Raw genomic sequence first — 20,536 nt, 5'->3', positions numbered from 1 at the left:
GCCCGCCAGCCACAGCTGCTGGTGCCACGTCTCCACGGTGATCGGCGCGGCCGTCAGGATCGGCCACAACCACACGAAGTTCGCCACCACCAGGCCGACGTAGAGGCACACGACCAGCAGACCGGTCGACCGCCGCTCGGTCGAGGCCCGCGGCGATCCGAGCACGTCGCCGAGCACCAGTGTCAGCCCCATGACCAGGAACGGCGCGAGCGGAACCGCGTAGAAGTAGTACATCTGCCGGTCGAGCGTGGCGAACCACGGCAGCAACGTCGCCGCGTACCCGGTGAGCACCGCGGCCCACCGCCAGTCCCGCCGCACCAGCAGTTGCCATCCGCCCCACACGAGCATCGGCAGTGCCAGCCACCACATCGCCGGGGTGCCCACCAGCATGACGGCCTTGACGCACTGCTCACCGCCGCACCCACGGATCTGCTCGCCGTCGGCGAAGTAGTACAGCATCGGACGCAACCCCATCGGCCACGTCCACGGCTTGGACTCCCACGGATGCACGTTGCCGGCCGAGTTCGTCAGACCCGAGTGGAACTCGAGCACGGAGGCGCTGTAGTACCACAGCGAGCGCAGCGCGTCCGGCACGAACGAGAACGCCCCGTCCGTGCCGATCTGCCGGCCCACCGCATGCCGGTACACCCCGGTCTCGCCCGCGAACCACGCCCAGAACGTCGCCAGATACACGGCCAGCGGCACCACCACGAGCGCGTAGAGGGCCGGGCCGACGTCACGCAGACCGGTCCCGAGCCACGGTCGTCGCACGCCGTAGGCGCGGCGCGCGGCGACGTCGAACGCCACCGACATCAACCCGAAGAACGCGATCAGATACAGCCCCGACCACTTCGTGCCCACCGCCAGGCCCAGCAGCACACCGGCCCCGAACCGCCACCACCGCACGCCCAGCCGGGGACCCCACACCGTGTCGGCGATGCGTCCCTCGGCGTGCACGCGCGCCATCCGCGCCCGCACCTCGTCCCGGTCGACGATCAGGCACCCGAACGCGGCGACCGCGAACAGCGCCAGGAAGATGTCCAGCATCCCGAGGCGCGACGAGACGAAGGTGACGCCGTCGGCGATCAGGAGAATCCCGGCCAGACCGCCGAGCAGGGTCGAGCGGGTCAACCGCCGCACGATCCGCACCACCAGCAGGACCAGCAACGTCCCGGCGACGGCGGCCGAGAACCGCCATCCCCACCCGTTGTAACCGAACAACGCCTCGCCGAGCGCGATGAGCTGCTTGCCCACCGGTGGGTGCACGACGAGGCCGTAGCCGGGGTTGTCCTCGATCCCGCCGCCGGTGAGCACCTGCCAGCCCTGCGGGGCGTAGTGCTTCTCGTCGAACACCGGCGTCTTCGCGTCGGTGGGGTAGTGCAGCATCGTGAACCGGGTGATCGCCGCGATCGCGGTGACGAACAGCGTCACCACCCAGCCCCGGCCGCGGTCGACCGGACCGAAATCCGATGCCGGCACCGTCGGACCCGGGCTGTGCATCCGGCGACGGTCCGATGCCTCGGCAGGGCGCTCGTCCGTCACGGTCACGTCCCGATCGTAGGCTGAGGCGCATGCAGCCAGACAATCCGGGACAGGGCCGGCTCGTGCTCGCCGCCACCCCCATGGGCGACATCGGCGACGCCTCCAAACGGCTCTGCGACGCGCTCGGCACCGCCGACGTCGTCGCGGCCGAGGACACCCGTCGGACCCGGTCGCTCGCCGCCGCGCTGGGGGTCACCGTCACCGGGCGGGTGGTCAGCTTCTACGACCAGGTGGAGTCCGCCCGGACCCCGGCGCTGGTCGCCGACATCGAGGCGGGCCGGACGGTGCTGCTGGTCACCGACGCCGGGATGCCGTCCGTCAGCGATCCCGGCTACCGGCTGGTGGCGGCGTGCGTCGCGGCCGGGCTGCCCGTCACGTGCCTGCCCGGTCCCTCCGCGGTGACCACCGCGCTCGCGCTGTCCGGTCTGCCGGTCGAGCGGTTCTGCTTCGAGGGCTTCCCGCCCCGCAAGGCCGGCGCGCGTCGCGCGTGGCTGCAGACCCTGACCGCCGAGCCGCGCGCGGTGGTGTTCTTCGAGGCCCCGCACCGCCTCGCCGCGTGCCTGGCCGACGCGGTCGACGTGCTCGGCGGGCAGCGACGCGCCGCGGTGTGCCGGGAACTGACCAAGACCTACGAGGAGGTGCGTCGCGGCACGCTCGCGGAGCTGGCGCAGTGGGCCGCCGAGAGTGCCCGCGGCGAGATCACCGTCGTGCTCGAGGGCGCCTCGGCGCAGGTGGCGGAGCCTGCCGACCTGGTCGACGCGGTCGAACAGCTCGTGGCGGACGGGGTGCGGCTGAAGGACGCGTGCGCCCAGGTCGCGACCGCCGGGGTCTCCAAACGCGAACTGTACGACGCGGTACTGGCCGCGCGGCAGGACGAGTCGTCGTCGTAGACTCTGCCCCTTACCGCGCAGCAGGAGGTACGGATGGAGTCGGTGAACGAATTCCTCGTCGAGGTCGCGTCGGTGGTATGGGGCCCGTACATGCTCATACCGCTGCTGCTGGGCACCGGCGTGATCCTGACGGTGCGGCTGCGGGGGGTGCAGTTCCGCAAGCTGTGGCCGGCCCTGCGGCTGGGGCTGATCATCCGGAAGGACCCGGACGCCACCGAAGGTGACATCTCTCAGTACCAGGCACTGACGACCGCCCTGGCCGCCACCGTGGGCGTCGGCAACATCGCCGGTGTCGCCACCGCCATCTACTTCGGCGGGCCGGGGGCTCTGTTCTGGATGTGGATCACCGGCCTCGTCGGCATGGCCAGCAAGTACTCCGAGGCGTTCCTCGGTGTCAAGTATCGCGTCACCGACGCCAAGGGCGAGCAGTCCGGCGGCCCGCAGTACTACCTGGCCCGCGCCATCCCCAACAAGTTCGGTCTGGTGCTGAGCCTGATGTTCGCGGTGTTCGCGGTGCTCGCCAGCTTCGGCATCGGCAACATGACGCAGGCCAACACCGTCGCCACCCAGATGGACTCCACGTTCGGGGTACCGACCTGGCTGTCCGGGATCGTCATGACGGTGCTCGCCGCCGCGGTGCTGCTCGGCGGCATCAAGTCCATCGGCAGGGTCACCGCCGGGTTCGTGCCCGCGATGATCCTGCTGTACGTCGGTGCCGGGATCATCGTCCTCGCGGTCAACATCACCGACATCCCCGAGGCGTTCGCCCTCGTGTTCACCGACGCATTCACCGGCACCGCCGCGACCGGCGGCTTCATCGGTTCGGTGTTCATGATCGCCCTGCGCTACGGCGTGGCCCGCGGCATCTTCTCCAACGAGTCCGGCATGGGCAGCGCCGCGATCGCCGCTGCCGCCGCGCAGACCACCCACCCGGTCCGGCAGGGCCTGGTGTCGATGACCCAGACCTTCATCGACACGATCATCGTCGTGACCTTCACGGGCATGGTCATCATCACCACCGGAGCCTGGACGTCCGGCGAGCAGGGCGCGGCGATGACCTCCCTCGCCTTCTCGGACGGCCTCGGCGGTGAATGGGGCAGCTGGATCGTCACGATCTCCGTGGTGTTCTTCGCCTTCTCGACGATTCTCGGGTGGTCGTACTACGGCGACCGCTGCGTCGAACGTCTCGTCGGCCGCGGCGGCGTCCTCCCGTACCGGGCGATCTTCGTACTCGTCGTCTACGTCGGCGCCACCACCGAGCTCGAGGTGGTGTGGAACTTCTCCGATGTGATGAACGGCCTGATGGCTCTGCCCAACCTGATCGGGCTGCTCATCCTCTCGGGACTCATCGCCCGCGAGACGAAGGAGTACCTCGCCCGGGATCCGTACCTGCTCGGCGCGAAGGACAGCCGCACGCCGACGCGGTAGCCGCGGCCGGGCGTTACGGCGCGGCCGAGGAGAGCGCGACGATCAGCAGCACGGCGACCGCGACGATCAGGGCCGCGACCAACGTGGGCGGAACGCCGTGGACGATCCGGTCGACGAGCTTGTACACGGTCCCTCGGTTCGGGTCGCGCGCCGCCTTCCCTCCGCACCGGGCGGAACCACCCCTCGTCGGGTTCCGGCCGGTGTGGAGGTGCAGCGCGTCGCGGGGTCTTCCCGCTCGGGAACAACTCTGTCGGGGATATCCCGGGTGACCAACCGGTTCGCGTCCCGCTCGCGATATCATCCCAGGTCAGGACCGGTGAGGAGTTTTTCCGCAGCGGACGATCCGGGCCCTCGGGGGGTGCGGAGCAGGGAGGATGCGGGAGATGGAACCGGTCGACGAGCGAACCGCGGCGGAGCCCCGGCAGCTGTTCGCCGACCAGCTCCGGACGCTGTTCGCGGCGGCGGGACGTCCCGCGCTCAAGAAGGTCGCCTCCGAGGCGTCGGCCGTCGCCCGCTCCGTGGGCAGCGAGCGCACCGTGTCCGTGCAGCGGATCAGCGACTGGCGATCCGGTGCCCGGGTACCCGCCACGTTCGAGACGATCCGTCCGGTCCTGGTGGTGCTGATCCGCTCCGCCCGGGCCCTGCACGCGCAGCCGCCGACGCCCGGCCTCTACTCGATCAAGCAGTGGGAGCGGTGGTGGGAACACGCCCGGGGACCGGCCGGGCGGGCCCGGACGGAGCCCACCGAGCCGCCCGCCGCGGCACTGCCCCCCGGCGTGCGGCCCTACCGCGGTCTCGAGGCGTACCGCGATCGGGACGCGCAGCTGTTCTTCGGCCGGGCCCGGAGCGTGCGCGAACTCGCCGAGACCGTCGTCGCCGCCCACGGTCACGGCATCGTGGTGGTGACCGGTGCCTCCGGCGTCGGCAAGTCCTCCCTCGTGCAGGCCGGCCTGGTCCCGGAACTGTGCCGTGACGACCGTTGGCGGCCGGTGGTCCTGACCCCGGGACGGCACCCGGTGGCGCAGCTCGTCGAGTGCGTACCCGAACTCGCCGACATCTCGGATGCGGACGAGCCGACCGCGGTGGCGCGGCTGCACGCCGCCGCCGCCCGAGAGGGCAGCGCGGGCCTGCTGATCGTCGTCGACCAGATCGAGGAGCTGTTCACCCACTGCGAGGACGCGGCCGAACGCTCGGCGTTCCTCGCGCTGCTCGATCAGGCCGCGACCGTCGGCGACGGCGACACACCGGTCTCGGTGGTGGCCACGCTGAGATCGGACTTCTACGAGCGGGCCGTGACCTATCCCGTGCTGGCCCGGGCGCTGGAGCGGCACAGCAAGACGGTCCAGCCCCTGACCCGGGACGACCTGGTCGAGGTGATCACCGCGCCGGCGCGGTTGCTCGGTCTGCGGTTCGAGCCGGGCCTGGTCGAACTGATCCTGCACGACCTCGGAGTGCTGACCGACGACGACGTCGGCGGGGCCGAACTGCCCCTGCTGTCACACCTGCTCGACGCCCTGTGGGAACGCCGGCGCGGCGGTCACCTGACCGTGGCCGGGTACCGCGCTACCGGCGGGGTACGCGGATCGATCGCGGCGAGCGCGGAACGTGCGTGGGAAGAGCTCGACGACCGCGGCCGCCGACTCGCGCGCGCGATGCTCGTCCACCTGGTCTACGTGACCGGCACCGGCACCGACGTGAAGATCCGGCGCCCGCTGGATCGGCTGCTCGCCGCCGCCGGCGACGACGCCGAGGCGGGACGCCGGGTGGTCGACCACTTCGTCACCGCCCGCGTCCTCGTCGTCGACGACGGCAGCGTCGAGCTGGTTCACGACACGGTCATCGACGCCTGGCCGCGCCTGAAGTCGTGGATCCGGGCCGACCGCTCGTACGCTGCGCTGCGCCAGCAGATCGAGGCGGACGCGGCAGGCTGGGTCGCGGGCCGCCGGCACGCGGACCTGCTGTACCAACGGGGCCGGATGGACCTCGTCGCCGAGCACGAGGATCGGGAGCTCGTGGGGCGGGCCCCGGCCGGCGGTGTCGAGACCGCGCTCAGCCCGACAGCGGTGGCCTTTCTCCGGGAGTCGCGACGGCAGATCCGTCGCCGGACCCGCGTCCGCAACGGTGCCATCGCCGCCCTCGTGCTCTCCACCGTCGTCGCGGTGGTGATGGGGACGCTGGCCTGGGCCGGCAAGAGCCGCGCCGAGGCCGAGCGCAGTGCCGCCCAGTTCCAGCAGGTCGTCGCGCTCGCCGACTCCATGCAGGAGCGGGACCCGTCCACCGCGGCCCAGCTGGCGCTCGCGGCGTGGCGCCTGCGTCCGGACAGCGAGGTCGCGTATTCGCGGCTCGTCGCGACCGAGCAGATGCCGCTGGCACTGCCCGTGGAGGGTCACAGCGGTCCGGTCTACGGGCTGGCGATCGCCCCGGACGGCACGACCCTGGCCTCGGCGAGCGACGACGGCAGTGTCCGCCTGTGGGATCTGTCCGACCGGGGCGCGCCGCGGCCGCTCGGAGCGCTGGTGTCCGACGAGCCCGAGTATCTGGCCTCGGTCGCCTTCAGCCCGGACGGCACCCTGCTCGCGGCGGGTGGTGCAACAGGTGCGGTGTGGATCTGGGACGTCACCGACCGGGACCGGCCCGTCGCGCTGCTGACCGGCGAGGTGTTCGTGCCGGAGGTCGTCCACAATGTGCGGTTCGGCCCGGACGGCCGGTCGCTCGCGGTGCCGTACGACAACGGATCGGTCGTGCTCGTCGACACGAGCGAGCCCCGGACGCGGGGATTTCCCCGCACCGTCCTGCCCGCGCACGGCGCGGCGGTGCGCACCGTGGCGTTCCACCCCGGCGGTACCGTGCTGGCCACGTCGAGCGACGATCGGTCGGTGCGGCTGTGGGATGTGACCGACCCGGCCGCCGCCGTGCCCGTCGGCGCTGCGCTGACCGGTTTCCGCGACGTGGCGCACTCCGTCGCGTTCGCCCCCGACGGCCGGACCCTCGCGGTCAGCAGCGACGACGGTGTCGTCACGATGTTCGACACCACGGACCCGGCGGCGGTGCGCCCGACCGGCCCTCCCGTGCAGGCGCACACCGGCGGGGTGTGGACCGTCGCGTTCGCACCCGACGGCCGCACCCTGGCGAGCGCGTCGTGGGACGGGACCGCGAAGCTGTGGGCGGTCGACCCGAAGACGCGGATGATCGACGAGATGCGGCCGGCTCTCGCAGGCAACGGCGGCGGCGTCCCCGCGCTCGCGTTCACCCCCGACGGCGCCGCGTTGGTCACCGGCGGGCACGACGGCAACATCCGGATCTGGACGCTGCCGCGCGGACGCGTCGCGGTCGCGGACTCTGCGCTGACGCTGCCCGCGATCGATCGCTCCGGCTCGTTCGTCGCCACCGGCGGGTACAACTCCTCCGTGCCGCTGTGGCGGATCGGCTCCGACGGGCACTGGGCGCCGCTCGGCGTCGTGGATCGTCCCAGACCGGTGGGCGGCGCGGTGACCACCGCCCTGTCGCCCTCCGCCGCGACTCTGGTCACCGCCTCGACGACCGACGGCGAGATCCACCTGTGGGATGTCCGCGACCCCACGGCCCCGCGGCTGTGGGTGGACCCGATCGTGACCGAGACCCGGTTCACGTCCGAACTCGACTTCGGCCCCGGGGGCACCACCCTCGTCACCGGCCACGACGACCACTCTCTCGTGCTGTGGGACGTGTCGGATCCGGCGCGTCCGGTGCGCCGGGGAGCACCGCTGCGGGGCCCGACGAATCTCGTGCGGGCGGCCGCGTTCACGCCGGACGGCCGGCATCTGGTCGTGACCAGCGCGGACGGCTCGCTCTATGCGTGGGACGTCACCGATCCGTCCGCCCCCGTCGCGCTGCCGGTGTCGGACGGTCACACCGCCGGCGTCAACGCCCTCGCGTTCAGCGCCGACGGCAACGTCCTCGCCACCGGCGGCGACGACCACACGGTCCGCGTGTGGGACCGCGGACCCGACGGATCGTTCACCGTCCGGCCCGACGCGCTGCGCGGCCACACCGGCACCGTCTACTCGGTGTCCGTCACCCCGAACGGCAGCGAGGTGGTCAGCGGCAGTGACGACGGCACGGTACGACTGTGGCACGTCGCCGACTCGGAGCACATGCACCCGGTGGGCGGCCCGATCACCGAGATCGGTGTCGGACGGTGGCAGGTCGGCTTCCTGCCGGGCCGCAACGCCGTGATCGCGGCGGGCGGCGACGGGACGGTGCGCACCTGGAGCCTGGACGTCGAGTCGATCGTCGCGCGGATCTGCGCCTCGACGACGGGCCGGATCACCGAGACGCTGCCACAGTCCGATCTGCCGGTGGCCGGCCGGACGGTGTGCGAGGGCTGAGCCCCAGGATGCTGGCGGCCTTGTCGAGGCACTCCTGCCATTCGGCGTCCGGATCGGAATCGATGGTGATGCCGCCGCCGACGCCGAGCCCGCACGAGCCCGGCGTGTCCGCGTCCCCGCGGCCGAACTCGACGGTGCGGATCGCCACGTTCAGTTCCACCCCGGCGACGGGACTGGCCATGCCCACCGTGCCGCAGTACACGCCCCGCGGGTGCGGCTCCCAGACCTGCAGGAACTCCCGCGCCCGGATCTTGGGGCAGCCGGTCACCGACGCCGGGGGGAATGCCGCATCGAGCAACCGCGCGGTGTCCACCCCGATCCGCAACGAGGCCGCGACGGTGGACACCAGGTGCCAGACCCCGGGGGCCGGATGCACCCCGAGCAGGTCCGGCACGGTGACGCTCCCCGTCTCGGCAACGCGCCCCAGGTCGTTGCGCACGAGGTCCACGATCATCACGTTCTCCGCGACGTCCTTGACGGACGCGCGCAACCGGGCCGGATCGGCGCCGATCGGGAGCGTGCCCTTGATCGGGCTCGACGTCACCCGGTCGCCGTGGCGCGCGAGGAACAACTCCGGTGACAGGGACGCGACCGCACCCCAGTCGCCCGCGACGTACGCCGCCCGGGCCGGGGCGGTGCGCTCGATCCCGTCGGCGAAGAAGTGCAGCGGACTGCCGGACCAGGCACCGGTGAAACGAGTGCACACGCACGCCTGGTAGACCTCGCCGGCGCGGATCGCCTCGAGGCATTGCCGCACGCCGCGGCGGTGGGCGTCGCGATCGGGCGGTGTCCAGTCGATGCGCCACGGTGCCCGAGCGGAGGCGTCGGGCGCCTCGCGGACGGCGGCGGCGAGCCCGGCCGGGCACGCCGCGTCGGTGAGGCTCTCGTACCACCAGCAGCCGTCGTGGTCGAGCCGCAGGACGGTGTCCGTCCATCCTCCGGCCGCGCGAGGCAGCGCCGGGTGGGTGGGCGTGCGGTCCGGATATGCGAGATAGCCGATCCACCCCCCGCCGACGACCGGTTCGCCGCGGCCCGGGGCCGAGCGGCCGCGCAGGACGAAGGCGTCGGCCGGTGGGGTGGCGACGGCACGCACGTGGGGCGCGAGGACCGCAGCTGCGCCGAACCACGTTCCGGTCAGTGCAGCCGGTGGCGGGGCGCCCGCCGCCTCGGCCCGGGCGCCCAGCAGTCGCAGCACCTGCGCCGGGCTGCCCCCGGTGCCGAGCCGTTCCATCCGCATGGGCACAGCTTCCCACGCGGCCCCGGAACGGACCGAATCCCGCCGGGCGGTCAGCGGACGAGCGGCATCACCCGGTCCGCCGCACCGAGCTTGTCCGGGTTCCGCACCACATACAGGCCGGTGACCAGGCCCGCGTCCATCTCGATCAGCATGACCAGATCGAGTCGCTCGCCCGAGTACACGGCCAGCGCGGGCAGGCCGTTGAACGCGGCGAACTCCACTCGCATGTCGGGCAGCGGCCGGCGGCTCAGGCCGCTCAGCACGCGTGCGACCTTCCGCGCTCCGCTCACCGGGACCCGCGCGGCCGTCACCTTGCCGCCGCCGTCGGCGACGTAGACGACGTCCGGTGCGAGTACCGCCATGAGTGCCTCCACGTCCCCGCCGGCAGCGGCGGACAGCAGCTCCGTCACGACCCGGCGCGCCTGCTCGTCGGACGCGGCGTACCGCCGGCGCCGCGCCTGCACGTGGCTGCGGGCGCGGTGCGCGATCTGCCGCACCGTCGCCTCCTGCCTGCCGACGGCCGCGGCGATCTGGGCGTGGTCGAAGCCGAACACCTCGCGCAGCACGAACACCGCTCGTTCGAGCGGGCCGAGTGTCTCGAGCACCAGCATCATCGCCATCGACACCGATTCGGCGAGCAGCACGTCCTCGGCGGCGTCGGGGGCGGTCCGCACCGGTTCGGGCAGCCACGGCCCGACGTAGTCCTCCCGGCGCCGCTGCGCCGTGCGCAGCGAGTTCAGCGCCTGCCGGGTGACCACGCGGCTCAGATAAGCACGCGGGTTCGCCACCTCGTCGAGCTCCACCTCGGCCCAGCGCAGGTAGCTGTCCTGCAGGATGTCCTCGCTGTCGGCGACGCTGCCGGTGATCTCGTACGCGATGCCGAACAGCAGGCCTCGGTGCCGGGTGAACAGTTCATCGTGGGTCGTCTTGTCGTGCGTCGTCTCGTCGCGAGGCGTGTCGTCGGGGGTCATCGACGGACCGCGATCGGCTCGGACGCGGGGGCCGGACCCGCGGGGAACGGGTAGCTGTGCCCTCGCGCCTGCCGTCGCAGCATCCAGACCGTCCCGCGCACCACCGCCTCCTTGCCGAACGACCCCAACGTACCGCGCAGCGCGAGGGAGCGGGGCGTGTCGTCGGGACGGGTGCGCTGCACGACGCCGGAGGAGCGGCCCAGCGAGATGCACTGCGCCGCGAACCCCAGCGACAGCGGCCGCGGATCCGTACCCGTCAGCAGTGCCCAGGTGGTGTCGGCGCCGTGGGCGCCGAGCGGCAGCGCCGCCTGGCAGCTCATCCGGATGTGATCCTGGCCGTCGACGGTCACGGCGTCGCCCACGCCCACGACGTTCGCTCCGTCCGCGCTCCGCAGGGTCGCGTCGACCCGCAGCCGGCCCGTCTCGTCGACGGGCAGAGCACTGCGCCGGGCCAGGTCCGGCACCGTGAATCCGCCCGCCCAGACGGCGAGCTCGGCCGGCACCGCGTCGCCGTCGGCGAGCAGCACCGCGCCGTCCTCGACGGCGACGACCCGGCCCGGCCGGATCCGGACACCGAGCCGTCGCAGCCGCGCGGCGACGAACCGCCGGGTGGACCCGGGCAGATGTGCGACGGGATCCCCGACGAGGGTGACCGACAGGCGTGGATGCGCCTCGGCGATCTCGGCGGCCGACTCGACGCCGGTGAGCCCGCCGCCGACGACCACCACGCCCGCCCCGTCGCCGAGTTCCCCGAGCGCGGCGGCCGTGTCCAGGGCGCGTTCGAGCTCGGCCGTCGAGTGCAGCCGGCCGGCGCCCGGGATCGCGGGTACGGCGGCGCCGCTGCCGACGGCGTAGATCGCGACGTGGAACGGCAACGTCGTCCCGTCGGCGAGCAGCACCCGGTCCGCTCCGATGTGCACTGCGGTGCCGACGTGCACGGCCGCCGCCGGATGCAGCACGTCGGCGAGGTCGTGTGTGGCCGCACCGGAGCCGGCGGCGACCTGATGCAACCGCACCCTCTCGACGAACACCGGTCGCGGCGCGACGACCGTCACCGATACCCCCGGATGCGTGGCGAGCAGACGGTTCGCTGTCATCACTCCCGCGTACCCGGCTCCGAGCACCACCACATCGGTTGTCATCCTGACCACCCCTTCTGTTGTCGACGATGTCCGCGGTCGCACATGGGACACCGCTCGGCCCCCGAACGTGACAGGCGGCGACCGGGGCAGTGCTCACCCGGGCGGGGATGCGAGGAAGGCGGTCTCGGCGGCGTCGCGGCCGGCGAACCATCCCTCGGCATCGACGCTGCGTGTACGGGTCGACCGGGTCGTCGGGAACAGGCGGCGGAACTCCGAGTCCACGGCCTCGGAGCGACGGGCCAGCAGCGGCGCGAGTTGTGTGACGGACATGCTCGCGTCGGCCGCGGCGGTCGCGGTCGCGCATGCGTCCGCCTGCCGCAGCCGTTCGCCGACCCGATATGCGTATCCGGTCAGGAAGGCACGGCGGAACGCCGTCGCCGCGCCGCCGGTGCGGCCACCCGTCCCGGCGGCACGCACGGCCCGGGCGGCCTGCACCGAGAGCGACGCGAACAGCAGCTCCACCTGCTGCAGGTCGACGTCGGCGCCGACGATCGTGGCGATTCCGACCTTGGTGAACCACACCGTGCGCGTGCGGTTCGCGTTCCCGATCGCGGTGAGCAGCAGAACCTTCTCCTTCGCGTACGGATTGTCGACGTGCACGCGGCGTCCTCGCGCAGTGTCCGCGCCCGCACGAGTGACCAGGGCCGTGCCGATCGCGTACCGGGTCATCAGTTCCTGGGCCTTGGCGGTGAGGGTCTCGGCCTCTTCCGGATAGTCCGTGGACTCGGCCTTCGCCAGGAGGCCGCGGATCCGGGCGAGCACCCGCGGATCCGGGGTCGCGGCCTCGCCGGCCGCAGGGACCGGTCGCAGCGGCGGCCACTGCGAGGGCAGCGGCAGGAGTGGGGAGAACTGCGGCAGGTACTTCCAGGCGAACGCCAGCCCCATCACCTGGAAGCGGGACAGGCCGGGCAGCTCGCGCAGCAGTTCCGCGCCCAACTGGCGGGCGGGCGCGTCGGGTGGCACCCGGTCGGCGATCCGCGCGGCGGCGGGACAGCGTTGCGCGATCGCACCGAGCTGGCGCACCCAGTCGAGGGGTGCCCGGTCGGCCGCGCCGCTGCGGCGTGCGTCGAAAAGCACCGCGGCGGCCGCCAGTGGGACGTCCGTGGTGTCGCCGGAACGGGCCGTCACGTGCAGGACGTCGACCGGTTGCCAGCCGCGCTCGTACGCGGCGCCCAGTTCGTCGAGTAGCGGCCGGATTCCGAGGTGGAAGACCTCCTCGGATGCGCCGGACCCGGTCGCCGCCTGTCGAAAGTGTGTTCTATCTCGCCCCATGCGCGGAGTGTGCACGAGGCCACCGACAGGCGGCGTGGCGCTATTCGTAGCGCGGGAACACCGGGGCCGGGGCCGGCAACTGCGTGCCCGGCGCGAGGCGCGTGGCGATGTCCGCGAACTGCCGCGCCTGCGGATCCTGCCCCACCAGATCCAGGATCTTGGCGGCGGAGTCCGGCATCACCGGCTGCACGAGCAGGCCGACGATCCGCACGACTTCGAGCGTCACGTACAGCACCGTGGCCATCCGGGCGGGATCGGTCTTGCGCAGCACCCACGGCGCCTGTGCGGAGAAGTACCGGTTGGTCTCGCCGAGGACGTGCCAGATCGACTCGAGCGCGAGGTGCAGCGCCTGCACGTCGAACTCCGCCCGGACCTTGTCGAGCAGCGCGTCGGCCTGCGCGAGCAACGCTCGGTCGTCCTCGGTGAACTCACCGGGCTCCGGGACCACACCGTCGAGGTTCTTGGCGACCATCGTCAGCGAGCGCTGCGCGAGGTTGCCGAGTTCGTTCGCCAGGTCCGCGTTGATGCGGGTCACGATCGCCTCGTGGCTGTAGCTGCCGTCCTGACCGTAGGAGATCTCCCGCAGCAGGAAGAAGCGCAGCGGATCGAGGCCGTACTGCTCGACCATCTCGAGCGGGTCGACGACGTTGCCGACCGACTTGGACATCTTCTCGCCCTTGTTGAACAGGAAGCCGTGTACGAACACCCGCTCGGGCAGCTCGATTCCCGCCGACATCAGGAACGCCGGCCAGTACACGGTGTGGAAGCGGGTGATGTCCTTGCCGATGATGTGCAGGTTCGCGGGCCAGTAGCGGCGGAACGACTCCGACCCGGTGTCGGGAAAACCCGCACCGGTCAGGTAGTTGGTGAGCGCGTCGACCCACACGTACATCACGTGCTCGGGATGATCCGGCACCGGCACGCCCCAGTCGAAGGTGGTGCGGGAGATCGACAGATCCTTCAGCCCGCCCGAGACGAAGCTGACGATCTCGTTGCGGCGGGTGGCCGGCGCGATGAAGTCCGGGCGCTCCTCGTACAGCTTCAGCAGCTTGTCCTGATACGCCGAGAGCCGGAAGAAGTACGTCGACTCCTCCGTCCACTCCACGGGGGTGCCGGACTCGGTGGCGATGCGCGAGCCGTCGTCGAGCGCGGTCGTCTCGGCCTCGGCGTAGAACGCCTCGTCGCGCACGGAGTACCACCCCGAGTAGGTGTCGAGGTAGATGTCCCCGTTGTCGGCCATCCGCTGCCAGATCGCCTTGCTCGCCTCGAGATGGTCGGCGTCCGTGGTGCGGATGAACCGGTCGAAGGAGATGTTCAGCGACTTGTCCATGGCCTCGAACACGCCGGAGTTGCGGGCCGCGAGGTCCCGCACGTCCAGGCCCTCCTTCGCTGCCGTCTGCTGCATCTTCAGGCCGTGCTCGTCGGTACCGGTCAGGAAGTACACGTCGAAGCCGTCGAGGCGCTTGAACCGGGCGATCGCGTCCGAGGAGATGTACTCGTAGGCGTGGCCGATGTGCGGGGCGCCGTTCGGATAAGCGATCGCGGTCGTCAGGTAGAACGGCGGGCGGGAGGCGGCAGGAGCAGTCATGGTGCGTCCACTTTATAGGTAGATAGTGTATGGGCCGTGAGCCGAACCCGTCCCGCGCCCGAGCCTCCGCAGCCGCTCTCGCCTCTCGTCGACGCCCACACGCACCTCGACGCGTGCGGAGCCCACGATGCCGAATCGGTGGCGGCCGTCCTCGACCGGGCGGCCGCGGTGGGTGTCGGACGGGTCGTCACCGTGGCCGACGACATCGCCGCAGCCCGCTTCGCCGTCGACGCCGCGCACTGGGACGCACGGGTCTACGCCGCCGTGGCGCTCCACCCCACCCGTGCGAACGCGCTCGACGACGTCACGCGCGCCGAGATCGAGAAGCTCGCCGCCGACCCGCGCGTCGTCGCCGTGGGGGAGACCGGCCTCGACCTGTACTGGCCCGGCAAGCTCGACGGCTGCGCCGACCCGCTCGAGCAGGAGGACGCGTTCCGCTGGCACATCGACCTGGCCAAACGGCTCGGCAAGACCCTGATGATCCACAATCGTGACGCCGATGCCGAGTTGCTGCGCGTCCTGCACGACGAGGGTGCGCCGGAGACGGTGATCTTCCACTGCTTCTCGTCGGACGCAGACATGGCGCGGGCCTGCGTCGACGCCGGCTACCTGCTCAGCTTCTCCGGGACGGTGAGCTTCAAGAACGCGAAGGCGCTCCGTGCCGCAGCCCCGTTGGTGCCGCCCGAGCTGGTGCTCGTGGAGACCGATGCCCCCTTCCTGACGCCCCATCCGTTCCGCGGCGCCCCCAACGAGCCGTACTGCCTGCCCTACACGGTGCGGGCGCTCGCGGAGGTGCGCGGCGCGGACCCGGCCGAGCTGGCCGCCACGACCACCGCGAATGCCGAACGGGTATACGGACTTTCGTAACGGTGTCCCCGTTCCGAGGCGGCCGGAGCGGGTGGCCGGGGACAATGGGTGACATGCACAGTTTCGTCTACAACGCTCAGCCGTCACGGGTGGTCTTCGGTCCGGGAACCGCGGCGCGGGTCGCCGACGAGGTGCGCCGCCTGGATCGCTCCCGGGTCCTGCTGCTCGGCGGCGAACACGTCCGTCCGCAGGCCGAGCTCGTCGAGAAGGCCCTCGGGAGCCTCCAGGTCGCCCGGTTCGACGGGGCCGTCATGCACACCCCCGTCGCGGTCACCGAGAAGGTGCTGGGTCTGGTCTCCGAGCACGACATCGACGCCGTCGTCGCCGTGGGCGGAGGGTCGACGACGGGGCTGTCGAAGGCGATCGCGGTGCGCACCGGCGTGGACCAGGTGATCCTGCCGACCACCTACGCCGGATCCGAGGTCACGCCCGTCCTCGGGGAGACCGCGGACGGGGTGAAGACCACGCACTCGTCGCCGGCCATCCTGCCCGAGACCGTCATCTACGACGTCGAGTTCACCCTGTCGATGCCGATCCCGATGGCACTGACCAGCGCGATCAACGCGATGGCGCATGCCGTGGAGGCGTTGTACGCCGAGCACGCCAACCCGATCATCGACACGCTGGCGCTCGAGGCGATCCGCGCGATCGCCCGGGGTGTGCCGGTCCTCGGTGCCGACGCCGCGGACCGCGAGGGCCGCTCGGACCTGCTGCTCGCGGCATGGCTGGCCGGCACGTGCCTGAGCGCGGGAGGAATGGGCTTGCACCACAAGCTGTGCCACGTCCTGGGCGGCAGTTTCGACCTGCCGCACGCGGCGACGCACACCGTGGTGCTGCCGCACGTGATGGCGTTCAACGCGCCGTCGGTACCGGCCGTGATGAGTCGCATCGCCGATGCGCTCGGCACGCCCACCGCCCCGGCCGGGGTCTTCGACCTGGTGGCGGCCGCGGGTGGCCCGACGACGCTCGCCGAACTGGGCATGTCCGAGGGCGACCTGGACGAGGCGGCACACCTGGCCACCGAACGGCAGTACCCCAACCCCCGCGAGGTGACCCGGGTGGGGGTGCGGCGACTGCTGGGCGATGCCTATGCCGGAATCCGTCCCGAGTGAGGGTGCCCCTCGGTGTTCCTGGTGAGGGTGCCCCCTCGGTGTTCCTGGTGAGGGTGCCCCCTCAGTGTTCCTGGTGAGGGTGCCCCCTCAGTGGGCGGTGGGGGGATTGCGGCGCGGCCGGATCTGCGCGTTGGGCAGCGCCGGTGCGGGTAGCCGCGCGACCTTCCCGGTGTAGCCCTCGACCCGGCCGAAGCGTTCTCCCTCGCGCTGCCACTCGTCGCGGAACGCGACGATCTCGTCGTGGCTGCGACCGACGAAGTTCCACCACATGACGATCTCCTCCCCGAACGGCGTCCCGCCGAGCAGCACGGCACGTGCGGGTTCGTCGGTGAGATTCGTCAGGGGGAGCGTGGAGACGCCGGTGCCGACGTAGCCGAGCGCGGAGCGGGACAGGACGGTGCCGGCGAGCCGGATGCTGCCGGTGTCGACCAGCAGGCCGTGCTCGAACGCGGGATCGACGGTCAGTTCGACGCTCGCGCCCGGGTCGAGGGTGATCTCGGCCCCGAGCAGCGGGGTGAAGGTGGGCACCGGCGACGTGGAGCCGGCGAGGGAGCCGAGGAAGACGGCGACGGTCGCGCCCGCGAGCCGGACCGGTTCGGGCACGTGGTGCCGGAAGTCACGAGGAGCGTCCCGGTGTGCGTCGGGCAGGGCCACCCACAGCTGGACGCCGTGCAGGACCGTCGTGGCCGGTGTGGAGACCTCCGAGTGCGCGATGCCGTGGCCGCCCGTCATGAGGTTGAGTTCGCCGGGGCGGACGAATGCGTGCTTGCCGAGGCTGTCGCGGTGCTCGATCTCGCCGGCGAACAGCCAGCTCACCGTCTGCAGGCCGGTGTGCGGGTGCGGCGCGACGTCCATTCCGCCGGTCGCGGCGACGTCGTCGGGCCCGTAGTGGTCGGCGAAGCACCAGGCTCCGACGAGGGACCGGGCGCGCTGCGGCAGCGTGCGGCGGACCGGCATCGCGCGCGGGCCGCCGAGCGGCACCTCACGGGAAGTGATGATCTGTACCCGGGTGGGCGCGGGCTCGGATTCGCAGACGATCTCGGTGGGCTCGGCGTCGACGTTGCTCATCTACAAGACCTTGCTTCCGTACATCTCGCCGAGGGGATCGGCGATGAGTTCGATGCGGGCACCGTCGGGGTCGCGGAAGTACAGGGAGACCTCGCTGTGCTCGACGAGGTCGACGCCCGCTTCGGTCAGTTTGGTGCGCAGGCGTTCCCAGCGGCTCTGCTCGACGCTGATCGCGATGTGGTGCAGCCCGCCGAGGACCTCCTGGTAGGGACCGACGTCGAGGCCGGGAAAGTCGAAGAAGGCCAGCAGGTTTCCGTTTCCGATGTCGAAGAAGAAGTGCGACGAACCGGGGTAGTCGCGGTTCTCGATCAGTTCGGTGAGCGGGAACTCGAGCACGTCCTGGTAGAAGCGCACCGTGCGCTCGACGTCGCTGCTGACGAGTGCGGTGTGGTGCAACCCGCGCGCCGACGACGCGGGTCGTTCGCCGACGGGCCGGAGGTAGCGGGTGCGGAGTTCCTCCCGCAACGTCGCGGAGCGGCGGCTGCGTTCCTCTTCCACGCTGGTGCTCACGGTGGGCTCCTTCGGCCGGTGGTTGCGCCTTCGACGAAAGCATACCCCATGTGATTGATCGATCAACTACTTTTCGGATGCCGTCCGGCGGCGGGTGGCCGATTAAGTTGAACCTTCAACCTTGCGCCGCTACCGTAGGGGCGGCTTCGATCGAAGGACGAGCCCCCATCGCCCGCACCGAAAGGTCACCCCCATGAACAACCCCGTCCTGCGCAACGTCGGGCTGCTCGTCGCCCGAGTGGTCATCGGGATCGTCTTCCTGGCCCACGGGCTGCAGAAGGTGAACCAGGGATACTCCGCCACCAAGGCCGGATTCGAGGGCATGGACGTGCCCGTGCCCGCGCTGTCCGCCTTCTACGCCACCTGGGTGGAGACACTCGGCGGCATCGCCCTGATCATCGGCCTGCTCGTGCCGGTCTTCGGTGTCCTGCTGCTGGTGAACATGCTCGGCGCGTTCTTCTTCGTCCACATCGGCAACGGCATCTACGTCACCGACGGTGGATGGGAGCTCGTCGGAGCACTCGGCGCCGGAGCGCTGGTTCTCGCGGTCGTCGGCGCCGGCGCGTACAGCGTCGACGCCCTGCTCGGCCGCCGGGTGCGGTTCCTGCAGACCGCGTAGGCCGAGGGCCGGCGTCCGGGAGACCGGGCGCCGGCCTTCGGAGCACTTTCGCGCGAAGATCGCGCATCCGTTCCCGCCGAACGGCTCCCTCGAGGCGTAACCGTCGGCCGGGAGCAGCTCCCGGCGGCGCTCCCGCGCAACCCGTCGCGTTTTTCGCCGCGCGGATCCCGACCGCCTCCTCCGTCGCCTGTCGCCGCCGGGCGGTCGTCGTTCGCCCCGGCGCGTCGCCGTTCGCCCGCCGGGCAGAGTCCCCGCCGCGCGTCGGACTTTTCGGCCGCTCCTCGTCTGCGGCCCTTCGCAGAACGGCCGTCCGTTGTGACGGTGCCGTGCCTCCCGCCTTGCGCGAGCCGACAGCCGCGGCTGTGCGCAGTTCCGCGTCGCCCCCTGGCCCGGATCGCGGCACCGTGGGTCCACGCGTCGAGAGCGCGACGATGTCCGGGGCGCGTGGAACCGCCCCCCGCCGCGGCCCCGGACGGTGGGTCACCCGCGCAAATTCCACAGCGGTAATTCACGCTTCGCGTGGGGTGATTTTCCGGGCGTCGAATCGACGCGGTTCCGGCTCGGACACGACTCGGTCATTGATCGAAAATTACGAATCGTCACCTACTTCCTTACGGGAAATTCGCAGGTAGACCCACTGCAGTTGCCGTATCAATGCCGATTCGTTACCGTGCTGTGATCGAAGTTGTCGACAGTCCAGGAATTACCGTGTCACCTTTCACCAAGATCAACAGAGCGAAATCGCCGACGCTGTACGTGGTCGTCGCCGCGCTCTTCCTCACCCTCGCGGCCGGCGGAGTCGCCGCGCTGATCCAGCACAAGGAACTCACCCTCGACGTGGACGGCGAGCGGGTCGCGCTCAGCACCATGAGCTCCGAGGTCGGTGACGTGCTCGCCGGCGCCGGCTACCCGGTCGGCGAGCACGACGTGGTGGCCCCGGCCGTCGACGCCGCGGTCTCGGACGGGGACACGGTGGTGCTGCGGCGGGCACGTGAGGTGCAGCTGAGCGTCGACGGTGTCGAGCGCACCGTGTGGACGACGGCGTCGACGGTGGACGAGGCGCTGGCGCAGTTCGAGCTGGCCGCGGACGTGTACACCTCGGCGTCCCGGTCGCACCGGTTGCCGCTCGAGGGTGCCGAGCTCGACGTGGTGAGCCCGAAGACGGTGCGGTTGCTCGACGGTGGTGCCCCGCCGGTCGAGGTGCGGATGGCGGCGCCGACGGTCGGGGAGTTCCTGACCGCGCACGGTGTGGCGCTCGAGCAGGCCGATTCGGTGATGCCCCCGGTCGATGCGGCGCTGACCGAGGGCCTCGAGATCCGCGTCACCCGCGACCGCATCGAGACCCGCATCGAGAACCAGCCGGTGCCGGCCCCCGAACAGCGCGTCGACGACCCGAACATGACCGAGGGCGAGACCGCCGTCGACACCCCGGGTGCTCCCGGTGAGCGCACCGTGACCTTCGAGGTGCACACGATCGACGGCGTCGAGGTCGGCCGCACCGAGAAGGCCTCGACGACCCTCCGCGAGCCGGCCCCGGCCGTCGTCCGCGTCGGCACCAAGCCCAAGCCGGCCGTGCCCGCTTCCGGCCGTGCCTCCACCTGGGACGCCCTCGCGCAGTGCGAGGCCACCGGCAACTGGGCCATCAACACCGGCAACGGCTTCTACGGCGGCCTGCAGTTCACCCAGCAGACCTGGGCCGCGTTCGGCGGCACCCAGTACGCGCCGCGCGCCGACCTGGCCAGCCGCGAGCAGCAGATCGCCGTCGCCGAGAAGGTCCAGGCCGCACAGGGCTGGGGAGCCTGGCCGTCGTGCACCAGCAAGATGGGCCTGCGGTAGGAACTCCGCCTCACGTCCTCGCGGACGAGGATCGCCGACACGCGTTTCGTGCTGCAGCACACCGTCGTCGCGGCGCTCCTGGCGACA

The 20,536-nt window shown here is 71.6% G+C and carries 15 protein-coding genes; 7 read left to right on the top strand and 8 right to left on the bottom strand.

Annotation, left to right across the window (positions count from 1 at the left end):
• Positions 1-1,500: dolichyl-phosphate-mannose--protein mannosyltransferase (locus OEY_RS0105950; protein WP_051009365.1), on the bottom strand; the 1,500-nt coding region annotated here is incomplete at its 3' end.
• Between the two features lie 71 nt (positions 1,501-1,571).
• Here OEY_RS0105950 and rsmI point away from each other — a divergent pair.
• The 3 genes from rsmI to OEY_RS0105930 all read left to right on the top strand — a co-directional run bounded on the left by rsmI (position 1,572) and on the right by OEY_RS0105930 (position 8,227).
• On the top strand, positions 1,572-2,432 hold the full coding sequence (gene rsmI, locus OEY_RS0105945; protein ID WP_017679473.1) for a 16S rRNA (cytidine(1402)-2'-O)-methyltransferase: 861 nt from the start codon (positions 1,572-1,574) through the stop codon (positions 2,430-2,432).
• Between the two features lie 33 nt (positions 2,433-2,465).
• Positions 2,466-3,860 (top strand): alanine/glycine:cation symporter family protein, encoded by a 1,395-nt coding sequence (locus OEY_RS0105940; protein WP_010592989.1) that lies wholly within the window; start codon positions 2,466-2,468, stop codon positions 3,858-3,860.
• Between the two features lie 383 nt (positions 3,861-4,243).
• On the top strand, positions 4,244-8,227 hold the full coding sequence (locus OEY_RS0105930) for an nSTAND1 domain-containing NTPase (RefSeq protein ID WP_010592988.1): 3,984 nt from the start codon (positions 4,244-4,246) through the stop codon (positions 8,225-8,227).
• Here OEY_RS0105930 and OEY_RS0105925 read toward each other — a convergent pair.
• The 5 genes from OEY_RS0105925 to metG form a co-directional block, all read right to left on the bottom strand.
• The gene (locus tag OEY_RS0105925) at positions 8,166-9,464 is read right to left on the bottom strand and encodes an aminodeoxychorismate synthase component I (RefSeq protein ID WP_010592987.1); all 1,299 of its coding nucleotides are present in this window, start codon (positions 9,462-9,464) and stop codon (positions 8,166-8,168) included. The genes OEY_RS0105930 and OEY_RS0105925 overlap by 62 nt on opposite strands.
• A 50-nt stretch (positions 9,465-9,514) precedes the next feature.
• Positions 9,515-10,435 carry an RNA polymerase sigma-70 factor gene (locus OEY_RS0105920; protein WP_010592986.1) on the bottom strand — a complete coding sequence of 307 codons (921 nt, stop codon included), beginning with the start codon at positions 10,433-10,435 and terminating at the stop codon, positions 9,515-9,517.
• Positions 10,432-11,577, bottom strand: a complete 1,146-nt coding sequence (locus OEY_RS0105915; RefSeq protein ID WP_237658181.1) for an NAD(P)/FAD-dependent oxidoreductase — start codon at positions 11,575-11,577, stop codon at positions 10,432-10,434. The genes OEY_RS0105920 and OEY_RS0105915 overlap by 4 nt, the downstream gene beginning before the upstream one ends.
• Positions 11,578-11,670: 93 nt before the next feature.
• Entirely contained in the window at positions 11,671-12,849 is a 1,179-nt protein-coding gene (locus OEY_RS0105910) for a DUF2786 domain-containing protein (RefSeq protein WP_010592984.1), read from the bottom strand.
• A gap of 40 nt (positions 12,850-12,889) precedes the next feature.
• Complete coding sequence (gene metG / locus OEY_RS0105905; RefSeq protein ID WP_010592983.1) at positions 12,890-14,437, bottom strand: methionine--tRNA ligase; 1,548 nt, start codon at positions 14,435-14,437, stop codon at positions 12,890-12,892.
• 36 nt (positions 14,438-14,473) lie between these two features.
• Between metG and OEY_RS0105900 the strand changes: the two genes are divergently transcribed.
• Together OEY_RS0105900 and OEY_RS0105895 are read left to right on the top strand one after the other, a co-directional pair.
• Positions 14,474-15,304, top strand: coding sequence for a TatD family hydrolase (locus OEY_RS0105900; RefSeq protein ID WP_010592982.1), 831 nt, complete (start codon positions 14,474-14,476; stop codon positions 15,302-15,304).
• Positions 15,305-15,357: 53 nt separating this feature from the next.
• The gene (locus OEY_RS0105895) at positions 15,358-16,416 is read left to right on the top strand and encodes a maleylacetate reductase (RefSeq protein WP_029539910.1); all 1,059 of its coding nucleotides are present in this window, start codon (positions 15,358-15,360) and stop codon (positions 16,414-16,416) included.
• 87 nt (positions 16,417-16,503) lie between these two features.
• Here the strand turns inward: OEY_RS0105895 and OEY_RS0105890 are convergent, their stop codons facing one another.
• Positions 16,504-17,484 (bottom strand): pirin family protein, encoded by a 981-nt coding sequence (locus OEY_RS0105890; protein WP_010592980.1) that lies wholly within the window; start codon positions 17,482-17,484, stop codon positions 16,504-16,506.
• Positions 17,485-17,994, bottom strand: a complete 510-nt coding sequence (locus tag OEY_RS0105885) for a VOC family protein (RefSeq protein WP_010592979.1) — start codon at positions 17,992-17,994, stop codon at positions 17,485-17,487.
• 193 nt (positions 17,995-18,187) lie between these two features.
• On the opposite strand from OEY_RS0105885, the gene OEY_RS0105880 reads away from it, so the two are divergent.
• Positions 18,188-18,613 carry a DoxX family protein gene (locus OEY_RS0105880; RefSeq protein WP_010592978.1) on the top strand — a complete coding sequence of 142 codons (426 nt, stop codon included), beginning with the start codon at positions 18,188-18,190 and terminating at the stop codon, positions 18,611-18,613.
• A gap of 708 nt (positions 18,614-19,321) precedes the next feature.
• Complete coding sequence (locus OEY_RS0105875; protein ID WP_010592977.1) at positions 19,322-20,449, top strand: resuscitation-promoting factor; 1,128 nt, start codon at positions 19,322-19,324, stop codon at positions 20,447-20,449.
• Positions 20,450-20,536 lie beyond the last annotated feature (87 nt).

Origin of the sequence: Rhodococcus sp. P14, from assembly GCF_000256505.1 — a bacterium.
Taxonomy (GTDB): domain Bacteria; phylum Actinomycetota; class Actinomycetes; order Mycobacteriales; family Mycobacteriaceae; genus Rhodococcus; species Rhodococcus ruber.
This window is presented reverse-complemented; position numbering and strand designations above follow the sequence as displayed.